The organism is Streptomyces sp. NPDC053432 (genome assembly GCF_055585365.1).
Genome location: NZ_JBVJKF010000032.1, coordinates 39,605 through 55,407, shown reverse-complemented (window position 1 = coordinate 55,407; position 15,803 = coordinate 39,605). Strand labels below are relative to the sequence as shown.

At 75.7% G+C, this 15,803-nt stretch carries 13 protein-coding genes; 7 read left to right on the top strand and 6 right to left on the bottom strand.

The features are described from left to right. The first annotated feature begins 300 nt into the window (after window positions 1-300). Window positions 301-801, top strand: a complete 501-nt coding sequence (locus ACZ6Y1_RS34730) for a hypothetical protein (protein WP_469639586.1) — start codon at window positions 301-303, stop codon at window positions 799-801. Window positions 802-1,431: 630 nt separating this feature from the next. Here the strand turns inward: ACZ6Y1_RS34730 and ACZ6Y1_RS34725 are convergent. The 4 genes from ACZ6Y1_RS34725 to ACZ6Y1_RS34710 form a co-directional block, all read right to left on the bottom strand. Next, window positions 1,432-6,108: a hypothetical protein gene (locus ACZ6Y1_RS34725; RefSeq protein ID WP_469639584.1), complete on the bottom strand. Its 4,677-nt coding sequence runs from the start codon at window positions 6,106-6,108 to the stop codon at window positions 1,432-1,434. Between the two features lie 59 nt (window positions 6,109-6,167). Further along, on the bottom strand, window positions 6,168-7,076 hold the full coding sequence (locus ACZ6Y1_RS34720; RefSeq protein WP_469639583.1) for a hypothetical protein: 909 nt from the start codon (window positions 7,074-7,076) through the stop codon (window positions 6,168-6,170). Next, window positions 7,073-7,297 (bottom strand): hypothetical protein, encoded by a 225-nt coding sequence (locus ACZ6Y1_RS34715; protein WP_469639582.1) that lies wholly within the window; start codon window positions 7,295-7,297, stop codon window positions 7,073-7,075. The genes ACZ6Y1_RS34720 and ACZ6Y1_RS34715 overlap by 4 nt, the downstream gene beginning before the upstream one ends. 155 nt (window positions 7,298-7,452) lie before the next feature. Beyond that, complete coding sequence (locus ACZ6Y1_RS34710; protein ID WP_469639580.1) at window positions 7,453-8,958, bottom strand: hypothetical protein; 1,506 nt, start codon at window positions 8,956-8,958, stop codon at window positions 7,453-7,455. A 136-nt stretch (window positions 8,959-9,094) separates the two neighbouring features. Here ACZ6Y1_RS34710 and ACZ6Y1_RS34705 point away from each other — a divergent pair, with 136 nt between their 5' ends. The 5 genes from ACZ6Y1_RS34705 to ACZ6Y1_RS34685 all read left to right on the top strand — a co-directional run bounded on the left by ACZ6Y1_RS34705 (window position 9,095) and on the right by ACZ6Y1_RS34685 (window position 13,038). Then, window positions 9,095-9,889 (top strand): LamB/YcsF family protein, encoded by a 795-nt coding sequence (locus ACZ6Y1_RS34705; RefSeq protein ID WP_469639578.1) that lies wholly within the window; start codon window positions 9,095-9,097, stop codon window positions 9,887-9,889. Then, window positions 9,886-10,503, top strand: a complete 618-nt coding sequence (locus ACZ6Y1_RS34700) for a 5-oxoprolinase subunit B family protein (protein ID WP_469639575.1) — start codon at window positions 9,886-9,888, stop codon at window positions 10,501-10,503. The genes ACZ6Y1_RS34705 and ACZ6Y1_RS34700 overlap by 4 nt, the downstream gene beginning before the upstream one ends. After that, window positions 10,500-11,366, top strand: coding sequence for a 5-oxoprolinase subunit C family protein (locus ACZ6Y1_RS34695; protein WP_469639572.1), 867 nt, complete (start codon window positions 10,500-10,502; stop codon window positions 11,364-11,366). Before ACZ6Y1_RS34700 ends, ACZ6Y1_RS34695 begins: the two co-directional genes overlap by 4 nt. Before the next feature lie 74 nt (window positions 11,367-11,440). After that, the gene (locus ACZ6Y1_RS34690) at window positions 11,441-12,013 is read left to right on the top strand and encodes an RNA polymerase sigma factor (protein ID WP_469639569.1); all 573 of its coding nucleotides are present in this window, start codon (window positions 11,441-11,443) and stop codon (window positions 12,011-12,013) included. After that, window positions 12,010-13,038, top strand: a complete 1,029-nt coding sequence (locus ACZ6Y1_RS34685) for a hypothetical protein (RefSeq protein WP_469639566.1) — start codon at window positions 12,010-12,012, stop codon at window positions 13,036-13,038. Before ACZ6Y1_RS34690 ends, ACZ6Y1_RS34685 begins: the two co-directional genes overlap by 4 nt. Window positions 13,039-13,105: 67 nt before the next feature. Here the strand turns inward: ACZ6Y1_RS34685 and ACZ6Y1_RS34680 are convergent, their stop codons facing one another. Next, entirely contained in the window at window positions 13,106-14,503 is a 1,398-nt protein-coding gene (locus tag ACZ6Y1_RS34680; RefSeq protein WP_469639563.1) for a HEAT repeat domain-containing protein, read from the bottom strand. A gap of 319 nt (window positions 14,504-14,822) precedes the next feature. After that, on the bottom strand, window positions 14,823-15,239 hold the full coding sequence (locus tag ACZ6Y1_RS34675; RefSeq protein WP_469639559.1) for an ankyrin repeat domain-containing protein: 417 nt from the start codon (window positions 15,237-15,239) through the stop codon (window positions 14,823-14,825). A gap of 303 nt (window positions 15,240-15,542) precedes the next feature. Here ACZ6Y1_RS34675 and ACZ6Y1_RS34670 point away from each other — a divergent pair, with 303 nt between their 5' ends. After that, window positions 15,543-15,737: a hypothetical protein gene (locus ACZ6Y1_RS34670; RefSeq protein WP_469639556.1), complete on the top strand. Its 195-nt coding sequence runs from the start codon at window positions 15,543-15,545 to the stop codon at window positions 15,735-15,737. Window positions 15,738-15,803 lie beyond the last annotated feature (66 nt).

The window sequence follows — 15,803 nt, the reverse complement described above, 5'->3', positions numbered from 1 at the left end:
GGACGTTTTCGGCCGAACCCCTCGGCGAAGATCACGAGTTGTCCGATACTTCCGGTCAAGTGCGGCCCGTTTTGTGACAGATGACACCTGGTGGGGTCTCGGTTCCCGCGACACGATGGATGGCTGGAATTGTTCGTTCCGCGATCTTCGGGGCAGGTGGATACGTCCGGGATTCGGGAATCTCCGGACCGTACCGGACGTCTGTCCGGGTAGGTGGCACAGGTGGCACAGGTGGGATGGGTAGGCATGGCGGGACGGGCGACGGACGACGCCGGCCGCGGGTTGGGGAGTGAGCGGACCGTGAACGGATACGAGGACGAATACGGGGACGGATACCAGGACGGGGACGCGTCGGTGGGCGGCGGGGACACGCGTCCCGGGGGCCCGGCGGACGGCGTTTCGGCGGTGGGCATGCGGCGCGGGCTGTGGGTGGAGGAGCCCGCCCGGCGGCGGCGGATGCCGGATCCGGTGCGGGCGTCCGCGGTGCGGGCGGTGCTGATCGTGGCGGTGACGCTGACCCTGGCCACGATCTCCTTCTACCTGACGCTGGCCGGCTCCTGGCTGGCCCTCCCGATGGCGCTCTGCGCGGTCGCGGGGACGATCGTGGCCACGTGGGGCGTGCTGGACGTGTTGATCACCCGGCAGGCGTGGATCCAGCGCCACGGGGTCCTGTCGGTACCGAGCAGCACGGCGCGGCGCACGTGGCGGGGTGGCGGGGACGCGGTCCCGGGCGCGCATGCCGGCGCCCGGGGCCGGACACCCCGCGAGGACGGCCCCCTGGCGGCGCCCGCGCGACGGTAGCGCCCCGGGACCGCGGGCGCGGGGGCCGCGGGGCGGGCCGGATGCGGGGCGTGGCAGGTGCGGGGCCGTGGCGCGGGCGCGGGGCGCGGGCGCGGGCACAGGGCGCGGATGCAGGTGCAGGCCCGGGCTCAGGGTGCGGATGCGGAACGCGGATGCTCAAGCGCGGACGCAGGGTGCGGATGCGGGGCGCGGATGCAAGGCCCGGATACAGAGCCCGGGCGCGGGGCGCGGGTGCGGGCGCGGGTGCGGGCCCGGGTGCGGGCCCGGGTGCGGGCCCGGGTGCGGGCCCGGGTGCGGGCCCGGGTGCGGGCCCGGGTGCGGGCCCGGGTGCGGGCGCAAGGCGCCGGCGCAAGGCGCGGGTGCAGGGCCCAGGCGTGGGGCCGCGGGTGCACGGGGCGAGTGCGGTGCAGGCCCAGGGCCACGGCGCAGAACACGGATGCGGGCCCCGGGCGCAGAACGCGGACGCAGGGCGCTGCCCGGGGCCCGGGCGCGGGGCGCGGTCCAGGGCCCGGGGGTGGGCGCGGGTGTGCAGGGGTGGGTGCAGGGCGGGGCGGGGGGTTCCTGGGCTTCGCCCCGTCCCTGCGGCGTGGCCGGGAGACCGGGGACGCGGTCCTGCGGCCTCGGCCGGTGTCACGACGGCGAGCGGCGGAACATCCTGGTCGCCGTGATCTCGCCGTGGATCGGCTCCGGCTCCGGGGACTGCTGGGGCAGGCCCGGGCGCAGGTGTTCCTCCACGCTGATGTACTTCAGGCCCGCCCTCAGGTCGGCGTCGTTGCGCAGCCGGATGACGAGGGGGAACTCCGCGAGGGCCGTGGTGTCGAACAGGCCCGTGGTGTAGAGGAGCTGGACGCCGAGGGCGTCGGAGACCGCCCGCTGGAGCTCCAGCAGGTACGTGGCGTTGGCGCGGCCGATCGGGTTGTCGAGGAACAGCGTGCCCGCGTGGCGGTGCTTGTCGCGGCCCCGGTCGTTGCTGCGCAGCGCCGCCATCGTGCAGTACAGGGCGATGGCGGCGGTGAGCAGCTGCCCGCCGGAGAAGACGTCGCCCATCTGGCCGACCGGGACGCGTTCGGCGCGCAGGACCGCGTCCGGCTTGAGGATCTCCACCGCGATGCCCTTGGGTTCGAGGGCGGCCTGGACGCCCCGCAGCAGCAGGGACATGCCGTCGCGGCGGCCTTCGCCGAAGGAGGCGGTGCTGTTCTTCTTCACCGCCGAGCGGGTCGCCTCGTCGATCACCTCGCCCAGGCGTTCCGTGAGGGTGGCCTGGTCCGGTTCCTCGAAGCGGATGCGGAGGAATTCCTGGCCCGACCACTCCCCGAGGCCCTCGGGGAGCTGGGACAGGCGCTGGGCGGAGCGGAGGGTGGCCAGGGCCGACTCCACCAGACCGCGCAGGCGGTCGACGATGCTGTCGCGGTTGCGTTCCAGCTGGGCGAGTTCGTCGGTGAGGACGCGCAGTCGCGGCGCGAAGGCCGCCGCCCAGGCCGCGGCGTGCTCCGGCAGCGCGGAGGCGGGCAGTTCGCGGATCTGCTGCCGCGCGGGGGTGCGTACCTGCTCGTAGCGGGTGGCGTTGGCGTGCCGTACGAGGATGTCGCTCGCCTCGCGCACCGCGGCCTCGGCGGCCGAGAGGTCGGCCGCGCAGCCCCGCAGGGAGCGGCGGGCCTCGGTGGCCGACTGGCGGGCCTCCTCCAGGGTGCCGGGGTACGGGGCCGGCTCCTGCTCGTCCTCCTGGTGTGCGTGGTCGCGCAGCAGGTCCCGCAGGAGGGCGGCGGTCTCGTCGAAGCCCCCGGCGCCGTCCTCGGCGGTGCGGTGGGCGCGCAGCAGGTCCGCGTGGGCGGCCCGGGCGGCCTCCACGGCCGCGCTGTGGGCGGCGTGCTGGGCGGTGGCCGTACGCAGCAGGGCGACGGCCTGTTCGACGTCCTCGGGGACGAGCTCGTCGGGGAGCTCGGTGTGCGCCTCTCCGTCGGCGGGGGCGTGCCGTTCGGCCTCGCCGCGCAGCCGGCCGAGCTGCTCGCTGGCGGCGGACGCCCGGGACTCCAGCATCTGTACGAGGGCCTCGGCGCGGGCCGCCGCCGCCTGCCGGGACGGGCCGTCGGCGCCGTCGGTGCCTTCGAGGAGCTGGGCGGCGCGGGTGCGGACCTTGTTGGTGAGGCGGTCGAGCTCGGCGAGGGCGGCGCTCTCGTCGCTCTCGGCGCGGGCCTGTTCGGCCCGCAGGTCGGCGCCGACGCCCACCTTCTCGTAGAGCTGCGAGGCGGCGCGGTAGGCCTCGCGGAGGTCGGGCAGGGGGGCCTTGCGGCTTCCGTCGTCCTCGGGGAGGGGGTCGGGGGCGCCGGCGATCTCGGCGCGTTCCGCCCGCAGGGCGCGGGCGGTGCGGCGGGCGTCGTCGGCGGCGCGCTGGGCGGCGCGGCGGTCCTCGTCGGCGGCGCGGGCGCGGTCCAGGCAGACCTCGGCGCGGGCCTCGGACTCGGCGGATTCGTCGGCGAGTTCGCGGAGCCGGCTCTGCCAGCCGGCGCGCTCGCGCAGACGGAACGCGAGGCCCGCGAGGGCGTCGGCGGCGCGCCGGGCGCGCTGGGCGGTGTCCTGGCGCTCGTCGCGGACGCGGGCGGCGTCGGCGGCGGCCTCGTCGGCCTCCGCTCGTACGGTACGGGCCTCCGCGAGCTCGGCGTCGGCCTCCTCGGCGAACGTCCGGGCGGCCTCGGCCTGCTGCGCGAGCTCGGCGAGCCGGCCGGGCGGGCAGCCGGTGCGCCAGGAGGCGAGGCGGGCGGCGAGTTCGCGGTCCCCGCCCAGGCGGGCGGCCAGGTCTCGGATCTCGGTGTCACGGGCGGTGGCGCGGGTGCGCAGCGCCTGGCGTTCCTCGTCGGCGGCGTTTTCGTCGTGCATGGCCGGGTTCGGCGGCACGAGGAAGACGGCCGTGTCGGTGTCCCCGGCCGGCGGGACGGGTGCCAGCAGCGCGGCGGCGGTGCCGACGGCGACGGTGGAGCGGGGCAGCAGGGCGGCGGCGGAGAGGACCTCGCGGGCGCGGCTGTGGGTGTCGGGATCGGTGATGACGACGCCGTCGACGAGCTCGGGGCGGGCCGCGAGGACGGCGGCGTGGTCGGCCGGGTCCACGGACTGGGCGAGGTAGCGCCAGCCGGGGAGCGCGGGGATGCCGTGCTCGCCGAGGTACTCGACGGTGGCGAGGACGTCGGGGCCGGGCGGCAGCAGGCCCCCGTCGCCGAGCGCGCCGAGGATGCGGGCGTCGTCCGCGGCGGCGGTGCGCAGCTCGAACAGGTGGCGTTCGGCGGAGGCGACCGCGTCGGTCAGGAGGCGGTGGAGGTCCTCGGCGTTGCGGTCGAGGTCCTCGGCGGTGAGCCGTCCGGCGGTGGCGGGACCGGTCCGGGCCGCGTCGTGGCCCTGGCCGTGGTCCGCGCCGTCGGCCGGGGCCGCCTGGCTTCCGGGCGCGGGGCTGCCGGGGGCCGGGTCGGCGGCTTCCGGGAGGCCGAGGAGCGCGGCCAGCCGGGGGGATTCGGCGAGGGAGGCCGCGGCGCGCCGTTCGGCGGCGTGGGCGGCCTCGGCAGCGTCGGCGGCGTCCGCCGCGCGGGCGGCGGTGAGTTCGGCGCGGGATTCGGCGGCGGCGGCCTCGCGGGCGGCTTCGCCGGCGGCCCGGGCGGCCTCGCGCGACTCGTCCCAGGCGGCCACGGCGGTCTTCTCGGCGTCGGCCGCGGCGAGGGCGGCGCGGGCCGGGTCGGCGTCGGGGGCGGAGTCGTCGAGCCAGCCGGCGCGGACGGCCTCGGCGGTCTCCTGCTCGACCTCGCCGAGCCGCGAGCGGAGGTGTTCGGCCTCGCTGCGGGCGCGCTGGGCCGCGGTGGCGGCGGCGGTGGCGTCCCGGTGGGCGGCCTCGCCGACGGCCTGGAGCTCGGCGGAACGCTCCTCCTCCTCGTTCGCGGCCTGTTCGCCCTGTTCGGCGGCGGTGTGCAGGGCCCGTACGAGCTCGGCGGCGGCGGTCGCCCGGGCGGCCAGCGCCGGAGCCGCGTCCCGCTCGGCCTCCAGGATCGCGGCGGCGACGCGGGCGGAGCGGTCGGCGGCGGCGCGGTGGCGGAGCACGCTCTCGGCGGCCTGCCACGCGGAGTGCAGCGTACGGGCTTCGAGGAGTTCGCGGCGCTGTGCGGCGGCGGCCTTGTCGGCGACGGTGAGGGCCAGCGAGGCGTGCCGGTAGGCGAGTTCGGCGGAGACGGCGGCGCTGCGGGCGCGGGCGGACTCGGCGGCGGTGACCTCGTGTGCGGCCCCGGTGACCCGCTGGGCGAGTTCGGCGGCGCGGCCGCGTTCCTCGGCGGCGCGGGCGGAGAGCCGCCGCGCGAGGGTGCGCGTACGGCGTTCGGCGCCGGCGTGGACGTCGCGCAGCCGGGTGCGGGTGGCGGCGGCCTCGACGATGCGGTTGAGGAGGTCCACCGAGCCCGCGGTGAAGTCCCGTTCGGCCATCAGCTCGGCGCGGCGGCCGAGCTTGTTGCCGAAGCCGTGGACGAGGTCGGCGAGGCCGTCGGTGTCGCGGGTGTCGGTGACGGCCCGCAGCAGCAGGTCGGTGAAGTCGGAGTCCTTCTTGACCGCGAAGAGGCCGGCTGCCTCGCCCTCGTCGGCGTTCATCTCGCGCTGGTAGCGGAAGAGTTCGGGGTCGAGGCCGAGCTCGGTGAGGTGCTCGTTCCAGCGGTCGTGGATCTCCTCCCAGGAGACCTCCAGGTGCGGGTACGCCTTGCCGGCCTCGGTGAGGGCGTCGCGGAAGCCCTTCATGGTGCGGCGGCGGCCCTGGGCGCCGGAGGCGCCTTCGACGGGCGGGCGTACGGCGGTGGCCTCGGCGACGGGCAGGTTGTCGAGGCTGAGGCCGGGTCCGGGGCGGAAGGAGTACCAGGCCTCGGCGAACTTGCGGGGGTCGTTGGAGACCTGACGGCCGCGCCATTCGCTGACCTTGCCGACGACGACGCATTCGCCGGTCTGGGTGTGCTGCCATTCCAGGGCGACGTGGCCGCAGTCATCGGCGAGCAGGAACTTGCGCAGCACGCCGGAGCTGGCGCCGCCGAGGGTGTTGCGGTGGCCGGGGAGCATCACCGAGAAGATCAGCTTGAGCAGGACCGACTTGCCGCCGCCGTTCTCCAGGAACAGCACGCCGGCGGGCGCGGGGCGGCGCGGCGGGCCGGTGGGCTCGTCCTCGAAGAACTCCGCCTGCGTCGGCGCCGGGTGGGGCACCGGCTCGCCGACTCCGCGCAGGTCGAGCACGGTGTCGGCGTAGCGCGCGCCGGCGGGCCCGATGGAGTAGAGGCGGATCCGGGACAGCTCGTACATGGCGGCGGACTCTCGTTGGTTCTCGGTGGGTCTCAGTACGTACGTACGGGGCGGGTGGCTCAGGCGTGGAACGGCAGGCCGGCGTCGGCCGCCAGGTCCAGGTCGTCGCCCTCGGGCGGCGGCAGGAGGGTGGCGGAGCCGTCGCTGACGGGGACCAGGCCGAGTTCCAGGAGCTCGGCCATGGCCGCGCTGCCCGCCATGTCGCGGACCTGGAGCTGGTAGCGGGGGGTGGTGCGGTAGGTGCCGCCCGCCTCGTCGCCGGTGCGCTGGAGGAAGCCGGAGTCGGTGAGGAAGGCGGCGGCCTTGCCGACGATGCCGGTGGTGGAGCCGGCGAGGCGGCGGGCGTCCTTGGTTGCGCCGGTCGCGCTGCGGCGGGCGTAGACGCGCCAGGCGGCCTCCAGGCCGGGGGCGTCGGAGGCCGGGTCGGTGTTCTCGCCGAGTTCCTCGGCGCGCTCTTCGAGGCGGCGGCAGGTCTGCCGGACGAAGGAGTCGACGCCGTTGACGGTGATGCGGCCGATGTAGGCGTCGTCGGCGAGGTCCTCGGGGCGCGGGAAGGCGAGGGCGGCGACGGCGAGGTGGGCGAGGCCGTGCAGGAAGCGGTCGGCGGAGTCGGCGGCGGTGCGGCGGGCGTAGTCGCCCATGCGGACGGCGAAGACGGAGTCCTCGCCGGCGGCGACCGCCATGCCGGCGCGGGTGGACACCTCCAGGACGACGAGGCCGAGGCCGGTGGCGACGGCGTCGGCGAGGCGGCCGAAGGCGGTGTCCTCGCGGTAGCGGCGCAGCAGTTCGGCGTACTCGGCGTCGCGGGCGGGCAGCAGCTTGGGCTGCAGCCCGAAGGCGACGAGGCGCGCCGCGTCGGCGGCGTCGGCCGGGGTCACCGTCCCGGTGGGGGCGGGCGTGGGCGCGACGGGAGCCGACGGCGCGTCGGGCTCGCTCCACGCGGTGTGTTCGGCGTGGTGGTCGCTCACTGGTACGTCTCCTCGGCGGTGCAGGTGGTGATGGCGGAGCGGGTGCTGTCGGCGGTGCGGGGGCCGGCCGTACGGGTCGCGCCCGCGGCGACGGACCGGGGTACGGGCACGGATCCGGAGGACGGTGCGGTACGGCTCTGCCGGGGCGGGGCGCCGCGGCGGGCGGGCGCCCCGCCGGCCCGCACCACGACCGGCCGTGCGGCGACCGGCCGTGCAGCCACCGGCCGTACAGCGACCCGCCGTGCAGCCACCGGCCCTGCGGCGACCGGCGCCGCACCGGTCCCCCGCGGCTTCGGGAGGTGTGGCCCCGCAGGGCCGGCGGTCACGCCGTACCCGACCGGGCCGGGATCCCGCGCCGCCCTCCGGGAGGTGGGCGTCACGCCGCCTCCGTGCGGTCGGCGGCCATGCCGGCGGCGTCCAGGAGGGCCGTGCCCACGATGAGGTCGGCACCGCCGAATTCCGGGTCGTCGAGCTGGGTGCCGTCGTCGACGGCGAAGAGCAGCCGCTCCTCGCCCTGGCGGTACGCCGTGCCGACGGCGGGGCTGGCCGCGTGGACGGCCAGCAGGGCCACCAGGTACGGCAGGTCCGGGTCGCTGCGGCGGGCCTCCGCCAGCAGGCCGGACAGCCGGCGCGGCGCGTCGTGCGGGAGGTCCAGGAGCCGCGTCGCGGCGGCGAGCTGCTCCTCGCTGAAGCGGCTGTCGTCCGGGGTGGCGATCAGGTCGGGTTCGGGCATCTCCACGCCGAGGTGCTCCCGCTCGACGGGCGGGGTCAGCAGGATGTCGACGAGGTCGGCGACCCGCACCGAGACGGGGGTGCGCAGGCCGGCCCCCGAGGCGAAGAAGGCGTCGGTGACCCGGCGGGCCCCGGCCACCGGCAGCGGCAGGATCGGGGCGACGAGCTGCCCGTACAGGTCGATGCCTGAGCGCGGCGCGGGCGCGGCGAAGGCCTGGCGGTCCTGCTCGGCGCGGAAGAGCGGGCCGGCGTCGAGCAGCCGGGACTGGAGCTGTGTGTGGCGGCGGATGCAGTCCTTGACGATGTCGACGAGCTCGGCGGCGCGCCGCTTGTTGTCGGGCTCCTCCGCCTCGTCGCGGGCCTTGCGGATGTTAGTGAGGATCGCGTTCTCGTGCCGGTAGCGGTCGGCGACGTGGTCGAGGGCCTCTTCGATCATGTCGGGCACGGACTGGAGCCAGTCCACGGCCCGCACGTTGCGCCGGGTCGCGTCCAGCGTGCGGCGCAGCGTCTCCGCGTACTGCACGGTCCGGTAGCGGGCCTGCTCGGCGGCGAGTTGGGCGTCGGCCAGCCGGCCGCGGCTGATCAGCACCTCCAGCTTCACCTCGGCGGCGATCTGCGCGCTGGTGACATCGGTGTCGAGGGCGCCGACGAGCACGTTGACCGCCTCGTCCGTCGTGCGCAGGTAGACGGCGCCGCCGTGGCCGGGGACCTCTTCGATCAGTTTGAAGTCGTAGTCGCGGCGCACGTAGACGCCGTCCGCGCCGAAGGTGCCGTAGATCGCGCGGAAACCGCGGTCGACGCTGCCGACGTTGATCAGGTTCTCCAGCACCCAGCGGGCCACCCGCTCGTGCTCGGCCGCCGGGCGCGCCGGGGCCTGGGCGGCGACGCGCGGCAGCAGGCGGGCCACTATCTGCTCGTGGTCGGCGCCCGTGTCGAAGTCCATGTTCAGCGTGACCAGGTCGATCGCGGAGAGCGCCACCTCGGCCATGGCGTAGACCCCGTACTCGCCGGCCAGATTGGCCTTGCGCACGTCGAGGTCGTGGAGCGGGGCGGTGCAGGCGAGGGCGCGCAGCCGCCGGGCCAGGCCCTCGTCGGCGGCCGGGCCCGGCGCCGGGGACGGAAGGGTCTTCGCCAGGGCGGGAAAAGTCACGGACAAAGACTAGGCGCTGACCCTGACAACATCCCAAACGCGGGGGTTCGGCCGGATCGTTCTGATCGTTCCGGTCGTTCCGGTCGTTCGGATCGCCCGGGGTCGCCCGCCGCGCCGCCTGTTCTACCCTCGGCGCATGGCTTCCATGATCGCACCCACTGCCGTGATCGACCTCAACGCCGATCTCGGCGAGGGTTTCGGGCGCTGGACGCTCACCGACGACGAGGCCCTGGTGTCCGTCGTGACGAGCGCCAACGTCGCCTGCGGCTTCCACGCCGGGGACCCGTCCATCATGCGCCGGGTCTGCGAGCTGGCCGCGGCCCGGGGCGTACGGATCGGCGCCCAGGTCTCCTACCGCGACCTGGCGGGCTTCGGCAGGCGCTCCATGGACGTGCCGCCCGGCGAGCTCGCCGACAAGGTGGCCTACCAGATCGGGGCGCTGGAGGTGTTCGCGCGGGCGGCCGGCTCCAGGGTGTCGTACGTGAAACCGCACGGTGCGCTCTACAACCGCACCGTGTACGACGCCGACCAGGCGGCCGCCGTCGTCGCCGGGGTCCGGATGGCGGCCGGAGCCGGCGCCACCGGGGGCCTGCCGGTGCTGGGGCTGCCCGGGTCGCTGCTGCTCGCCGCCGCCGAGGAGGCCGGGCTGGCGCCCGTGGCCGAGGCCTTCGCCGACCGCGCCTACACGCCCGCGGGGACGCTGGTGCCGCGCGGTGAGCCGGGAGCGGTGCTGCACGACCCGGACGCGGTCGTGGAGCGGGCCGTGGGGATGGCGGCCGAGGGGAGGGTACGGGCGGCCGACGGCTCCCCGCTGGCCGTGGCGGCGCGCTCGCTGTGCCTGCACGGGGACACCCCGGGGGCCGCGGGCCTGGCCCGCCGGGTCCGCGAGGCGCTGGGCGCGGCCGGGGTGCGGGTGGAGGCCTTCGCGTGAGGAGCCTGGTGGTGGGCGGCGGGGCACTGCTGATCGAGCTGGACTCGGCGGCGGAGGTCGCCGCGCTCCACGCCGAGCTGCTGCGCCGCAGGGAGGCGGGCGAGCTGGGGCCCGTACGGGACGTGGTGCCCGCCGCGCGGACCGTACTGCTGGACGGCGTACGGGACCCGGCCGCGCTCGGCGCCCGGATCGAGCGGTGGGAGGTGCCACCGCTCGCGCCCTCGCAGGGCCCGCTGGTCACCGTGGCGGTGCGGTACGACGGGCCCGACCTGGCGGAGCTGGCCGGGCTGTGGGGGGTGGCGCCCGGGGAGGTGCCGGGCATCGTCGGCGCCACCGAGTTCCGGGTGGCCTTCTGCGGGTTCGCCCCGGGCTTCGGCTATCTGACGGGCCTGCCGGAACGATTCCGCCTGCCCCGGCGCGCCACGCCCCGGCCGTCGGTGCCCGCGGGCTCGCTGGCGCTGGCCGGGGAGTACGCGGGGGTGTACCCGCGCTCCTCCCCCGGCGGCTGGCAGCTGATCGGCTCCACGGAGGCGGTGCTGTGGGATCCGGAGCGGGAGCCGGCGGCCCTGTTCACGCCGGGGGTGCGGGTGCGGTTCACGGAGGCGGACGCATGAGCGGGCTGCTGGTGGTCCGCCCGGGGGCGCTGACCACGGTCCAGGACCGGGGCCGCCCGGGCCACGCCCACCTGGGCGTCCCCCGGTCCGGCGCGCTGGACACGGCCGCGCACGCACTGGCCAACCGGCTGTTGGGCAACGCCCCGGACGCGGCCGCGCTGGAGACCACCCTGGACGGGGTCGTCCTGCGGGCGCTCTCCCCGGTGACGGTGGCGGTCACGGGGGCGCCCTGTTCCGTACGGGTCTCCGGACGCCCGGTCGCCTGGGGGGCGCCGGTGCGGCTGGAGCCGGGGGCGGAGCTGGAGGTGGGCCGGGCCGAATCCGGGCTGCGCAGTTACGTGGCGGTGCGGGGCGGGCTGGCCGTCGCACCGGTCCTCGGCAGCCGTTCGACGGACCTGCTGTCGGGTCTGGGCCCGCCCGTCCTGTCGGCGGGGGCCGTACTGCCGGTGGGCGCGACGGGCCCGTTGCCGGCGGCCGGCGCGGACGCCTGCGGGCTGCCGGGGGCCCCTTCGGAGCTGCTGCTGCCGCTGCGGCTCGGCCCGCGGGCCGACTGGTTCACCGAGGCCTCGGTCGCGGGGCTGTGGCGGGCGGTGTTCCGCGTGTCGGCGATGTCCAACCGCATCGGGCTGCGCACGGAGGCCGGCTCCCCCCTGGTCCGGGCGCGGGCCGGGGAGCAGGCTAGCGAGGGGATGGTGCTCGGTGCGGTGCAGGTCCCGCCGGACGGCCTGCCGGTGGTGTTCCTGGCCGACCACCCGGTGACGGGCGGCTACCCGGTGGTGGGGGTGGTCCCGCCGGGCCGCGCCCTGGACGCGGCGGCGCAGGCCCGGCCGGGATCGCCCGTCAGGTTCGTCCGGTCCCGGTGAAACGTTTGCGGGGGCTTCGGCCAAGTACTGGGTGAGGGGGCCGTCCGGGTCCCCGGCTCTGGGGAGGAAACCGGGTGCGCAGCCCACGACACGAGACCGGACCGCCGGATCTCACCACGCCCGAGGGGTTCGGGGCGTTCTACGAGGAACACGTCGACGCCGTCCTCGGCTTCGTCACCCGCCGGGTCTCCGACGCCCACCTGGCGGCCGACCTGACCGCGGACATCTTCCTTGCCGCGATGGGCTCGGCCCGCGGCTACCGGCAGCACCGGGGGGTGCCGGTGGCCTGGCTGTTCGGGATCGCGCGCAACGTCCTGGCGGGCCACGCCCGTGGGCGGGAGCGCGAGAGCGGGGCGCTGGCCCGGCTCAGCGGGCGGCGGCTGCTCGACGACGAGGACGTGGCCGCGCTGGAGGCGCGGATCGACGCCCAGCGGGCGTTCAGGGCCCTGGCCGAGCGTCACGCGGCCCTCTCCGAGCCGCTGCGCGCCGCGCTCGACCTGGTGGTGCTCGACGAGCTCACCCCGGCCGAGGCCGCCCAGGCGCTCGGCGTCACCCAGGCGACGGTCCGCGTCCGCCTGCACCGGGCGCGCCGGGCACTGCGCGCGCCGGCTCCCGTGAACGAGCCCGAGCTGGAGGCGGTCCGATGAGCAGGCCCCACGCGTTCGAGGAGCGCCTGAAGGCGGCGCTGCTGGCCCGGCTGCCGGAGGTCGTGCAGACCCCCGCCCCCAGCCGTGCCCGCGTCCACGCCCGCCGGTACGGCATCCCGCTGGCGGTGGGCGCCGCGACGGCGGCGGTCATCGCGGTCATGACCCTGCCGGGCAGCACCCGCAACGGCGGCCTGCCGGCCGGCGGTCCCACGGGTTCGCCGAGCCCGTCGGCCACCGGGGCGCCGGAGATCAGGAAGGACCCGGACGGCTCGCTGCGGTTCAGGCTGCCGGAGAACGGCCAGGTCCCGGCGCTCGTCGAGGCACTGAAGAAGCTGGGGGTCCCGGCGGTGCTGGTGCCGAAGCGGCCCCGGTCGCAGTGCTCCGACCTCGGTGGGGGTTACCGCGGACCGCAGGCCGACCCCGAGGCGGAGATCATGCAGCGCAGCGATGACGGCTTCACCATGAAGGTCAACGCGAAAACGGTGCCGCCGGGCTATTCGCTCACGTTCACCTGGGCGGAGTACTACCCGCTGGGCGAGCGGGGAATCGGCTTCGGCGTGATCGAAAGCTCCAAGACACCCTCCTGCTCGGTCGACCACTCCGAGGGTCTGGAGGAGCTGCTGAAGTCGGGCGCTCCAACGGGGGAGCCCGCCGGCACGATACGGATCCCCGTGCCCACGGCGCAGGAACTGCCCGACGTGGTGCGCCGCCTTCAGGCGCAGGGGGTCGCCGTCGCGGTCACGGAAAAGAAGCCCCGGACGCAGTGCCCGCATGTGGGTGGCGGGTACCGCGGTCCGCAGGCCGACCGCGAGGCCGAGTTGCTCGACCCGAAGGACAGGGGGACGTTGAAAATCAACGCGAGGACGGTCCCGCCGGGGTACACCCTCGTGTTCTCGAAGCCGGCGACGTCCGAGAACCGGGTCGGAGCCGGCGTGCAGGAGACCGCCAAGGTCACGCCCTGCCAGATCGATTTCTCGCTGGAAGCCCCCCTGCCCCCGCCGCCGGAGGGTACTTCGCCCCGCTAGCCCGGCCTCCCCGCCCCGGCCCCTCAGGGCCGGGGCGGACGCGTGTCCGCAGGGTTCGGCCCGGGTGCTACACGGCGGACTCGGGGGTGATGCGGCTGCGGACGGCGTCCTGTACCTCCGCCTCCTCCGCCGGGTCCGCCGCCAGGCGGCGCAGGCGGGGGGCGACCCGGGCGTCGGCCGTCTCGGCGTGGAGGGCGGCCACCTCGCGGGTGGTCTCCTCGCAGTCCCACAGGCATTCGACGGCGAAGCCCGCTGCGAAGGTGGGGTCCGTGCTGGCCAGGGCCTGGGCGGCGCGGCCCCGCAGGTGGGAGGAGGCCGTCTCGCGGTAGATGTGGCGCAGTACGGGGGCCGCGCAGCCGATCCTCAGCCGGCCGGCGCCGTCCACCAGGGCGAAGAGCCGCTGGGTGTCGGGGCCCGAGCCCCGGACGGTGGAGCGCAGCGCGCCCAGGACGAGTCCGGCGTCCTCGGCGTCGCCACGGGCGGCCAGGACGGCCCCCGCAGCCGCTCCGAGGGCGTCGGGGCGGTGGACCCAGCGCCGGGCCCGTTCGACGGCCGCGGGGCCGCACATGCGCTCGTAGGCGGCCACGGCCGGCTCGTCCGCGGCGGCTTCGATGAGGTCCAGTACGGCCGGGTTCTCCGGCTCGGCGAGGACCAGGTGGTGCAGGGCGGTGGCGCGGGCGGCCTCGCCCTGGTGGCCGGCGGCGGCCGCGAAGACGGCGGGCCGGTCCTCGGGCTGGGCCACGGCGGCCAGGCAGCGGGCTGCCGGCACGTGCAGCGGCGTGCCGCGGCGCAGGCCGTCGGCGGCCCAGTCGAAGACCGCCTGGACACCCCAGCCGGGCCGGGGGCCGCTGGGGGTCATCTGGCGCTGCCAGCGGTCGAAGGAGCCCTGCTGGCGCGCGGCGCGCAAGCGGTCCCCGTACAGCGGCGACTCCTCCCACAGGCACCAGGGCCGGGGCTCGTAGGCGTCGCGGACGGCGGCGGCCAGCCGCGCCTCGCCCTCCGCCGTGGCGGGGAAGCGGGCGAGGACGGACGCCCCGAGGGAGCGCAGTCCTTCGTCGTCGTCGCGCAGGGCGAGCTCGTCGAGGGCCCAGGCCCAGTTCGCCCCGGAGGCGGCGTAGCGGCGCAGCAGCATGAGCGCGTCGTCACGGCCGTACGAGGCCAGGTGCCCGAGCACGGACAGGGCGAGGCCCGTCCTGTGGTCCTCGTCGTCGACGAGGTCGTCGGCGCTGAAGAGGTGGCCCTCGATCTCGGCGAGGGGGCCGTCGAGATCCAGGTAGAGCCTGGCGTAGTACAGGGAGCGGTTCTCGACCTGCCAGTCCTGTCGCGGATCGCGGAGCACGCATTGGTTGAGGGCCGCGAGGGCCTCGGCCCTGGGGGCCGCGAGTGCGTGCAGCGTGCCGTCGCCGCGGCCGCGCTGGAGGAGCCCGAGCAGGGTACCGCTCGGCGCTATGACTGGTTCGAACATGGGAATGGCCTCAAATCAAGCTGGGGACGCAACCGGGAATCGTGATTCACAGAGCCGCGTAACAGCATGTGAGGGCGTTCGCCGTCTTGTTCCGCTCGATGTAGACCATTGCCTTCTCACTCTCGTAGGTGCTTCGTGACCGTGGCGGCCGGACTCGGCCGGGACACCCTTCGCGTCATGCCGTCCTGCCCGTCCCCCGTGCTCGCGAATCGAATCCGACGCCATGATGACCCAGCCGGTTTGTGCGCCGCGACCACATTTACGGCTGCCGTGATCAACCTGTGAGGTCTTCACCGGCCGGCGGGCGGCAAAAAGCGGACTACTCGGCTCCGAAGAGTTCCAGCAGGTCGGCCTTGGCGAACATGCGCGCCGTGTCCACGGCGGAGGGGGTTCCGGCGTTCGGGTCGGCCCCGCCGGCGAGCAGGGCGCGGATGACCGGCTCCTCGCCCTTGAAGACGGCGCCGGCGAGCGGGGTCTGGCCGCGGTCGTTGGCCCGGTCCGCCTCGGCTCCGCGGGCCAGCAGGGCCGTGACGGTCCCGGCGTGGCCGTGGTAGGCGGCGAGCATGACGAGGGTGTCTCCGCGGTCGTTGGTGAGGTTCGCGGGGACCCCCGCTTCGAGGTAGGCGGTGAGCTGCGCGGTCTCGCCCTGGCGGGCGAGGTCGAAGATCTTGGTGGCCAGTTCGATGACGTCCTCGTCGGGGGCGTCGGGGGAGGTGCCTCCGGTGTGCTCGCTCATCGTGCGTACCGCCTTCCACTCGCTGCTGGCATGAAGCATCCCCGGGCCGTGCGGGCAGGGGTGCGCACGGCACTGCGTCCGTACGGGTGAATCGTCAGGGTAGCGCCCGGACCTGCACATGTACGGCTCGGGCCGAGGCAATGATCACCCTCGGCCCCTTTCGTCCCGGGCACGCCAGCCGGGATGAGCCGGTCAAGTGAAAAAGCGGTTGATTCACCCGTATGCACCTTTTGTCGCATTGATACTTCCTGTGAGCCTGGGACAACTGATGGTGACTGTCCCCACCCACCAGGAGAACCTCTCATGGTCTTGTCCATCTCGGGCGTCGTCCTGCTAGGCATCATCGCGTTCCTGTTCTTCAAGAAGGACGGGCTGAAGCTGACGCACGCGTTCGTCTGCTCCCTCTTCGGCTTCTTCCTCGCCGGTTCCGCCATCGCTCCGAGCATCACGGCGTCCACGGCGAGCCTCGCGAGCCTGCTCGGCGGGATCAAGCTCTAGCCCGGCCACCGCACCGCGACACCAGCAGCACCCGAAACACACGTCACATCACAACTCCAGGAGACG

Excerpts from the sequence above, each read along its gene's own strand:
- ACZ6Y1_RS34670 (WP_469639556.1), top strand. The coding sequence starts at position 15,543 with ATGGTCTTGTCCATCTCGGGCGTCGTCCTGCTAGGCATCATCGCGTTC.
- ACZ6Y1_RS34680 (WP_469639563.1), bottom strand. The coding sequence starts at position 14,503 with ATGTTCGAACCAGTCATAGCGCCGAGCGGTACCCTGCTCGGGCTCCTC.
- ACZ6Y1_RS34685 (WP_469639566.1), top strand. The coding sequence starts at position 12,010 with ATGAGCAGGCCCCACGCGTTCGAGGAGCGCCTGAAGGCGGCGCTGCTG.
- ACZ6Y1_RS34725 (WP_469639584.1), bottom strand. The coding sequence starts at position 6,108 with ATGTACGAGCTGTCCCGGATCCGCCTCTACTCCATCGGGCCCGCCGGC.
- ACZ6Y1_RS34695 (WP_469639572.1), top strand. The coding sequence starts at position 10,500 with ATGAGCGGGCTGCTGGTGGTCCGCCCGGGGGCGCTGACCACGGTCCAG.
- ACZ6Y1_RS34705 (WP_469639578.1), top strand. The coding sequence starts at position 9,095 with ATGGCTTCCATGATCGCACCCACTGCCGTGATCGACCTCAACGCCGAT.
- ACZ6Y1_RS34675 (WP_469639559.1), bottom strand. The coding sequence starts at position 15,239 with ATGAGCGAGCACACCGGAGGCACCTCCCCCGACGCCCCCGACGAGGAC.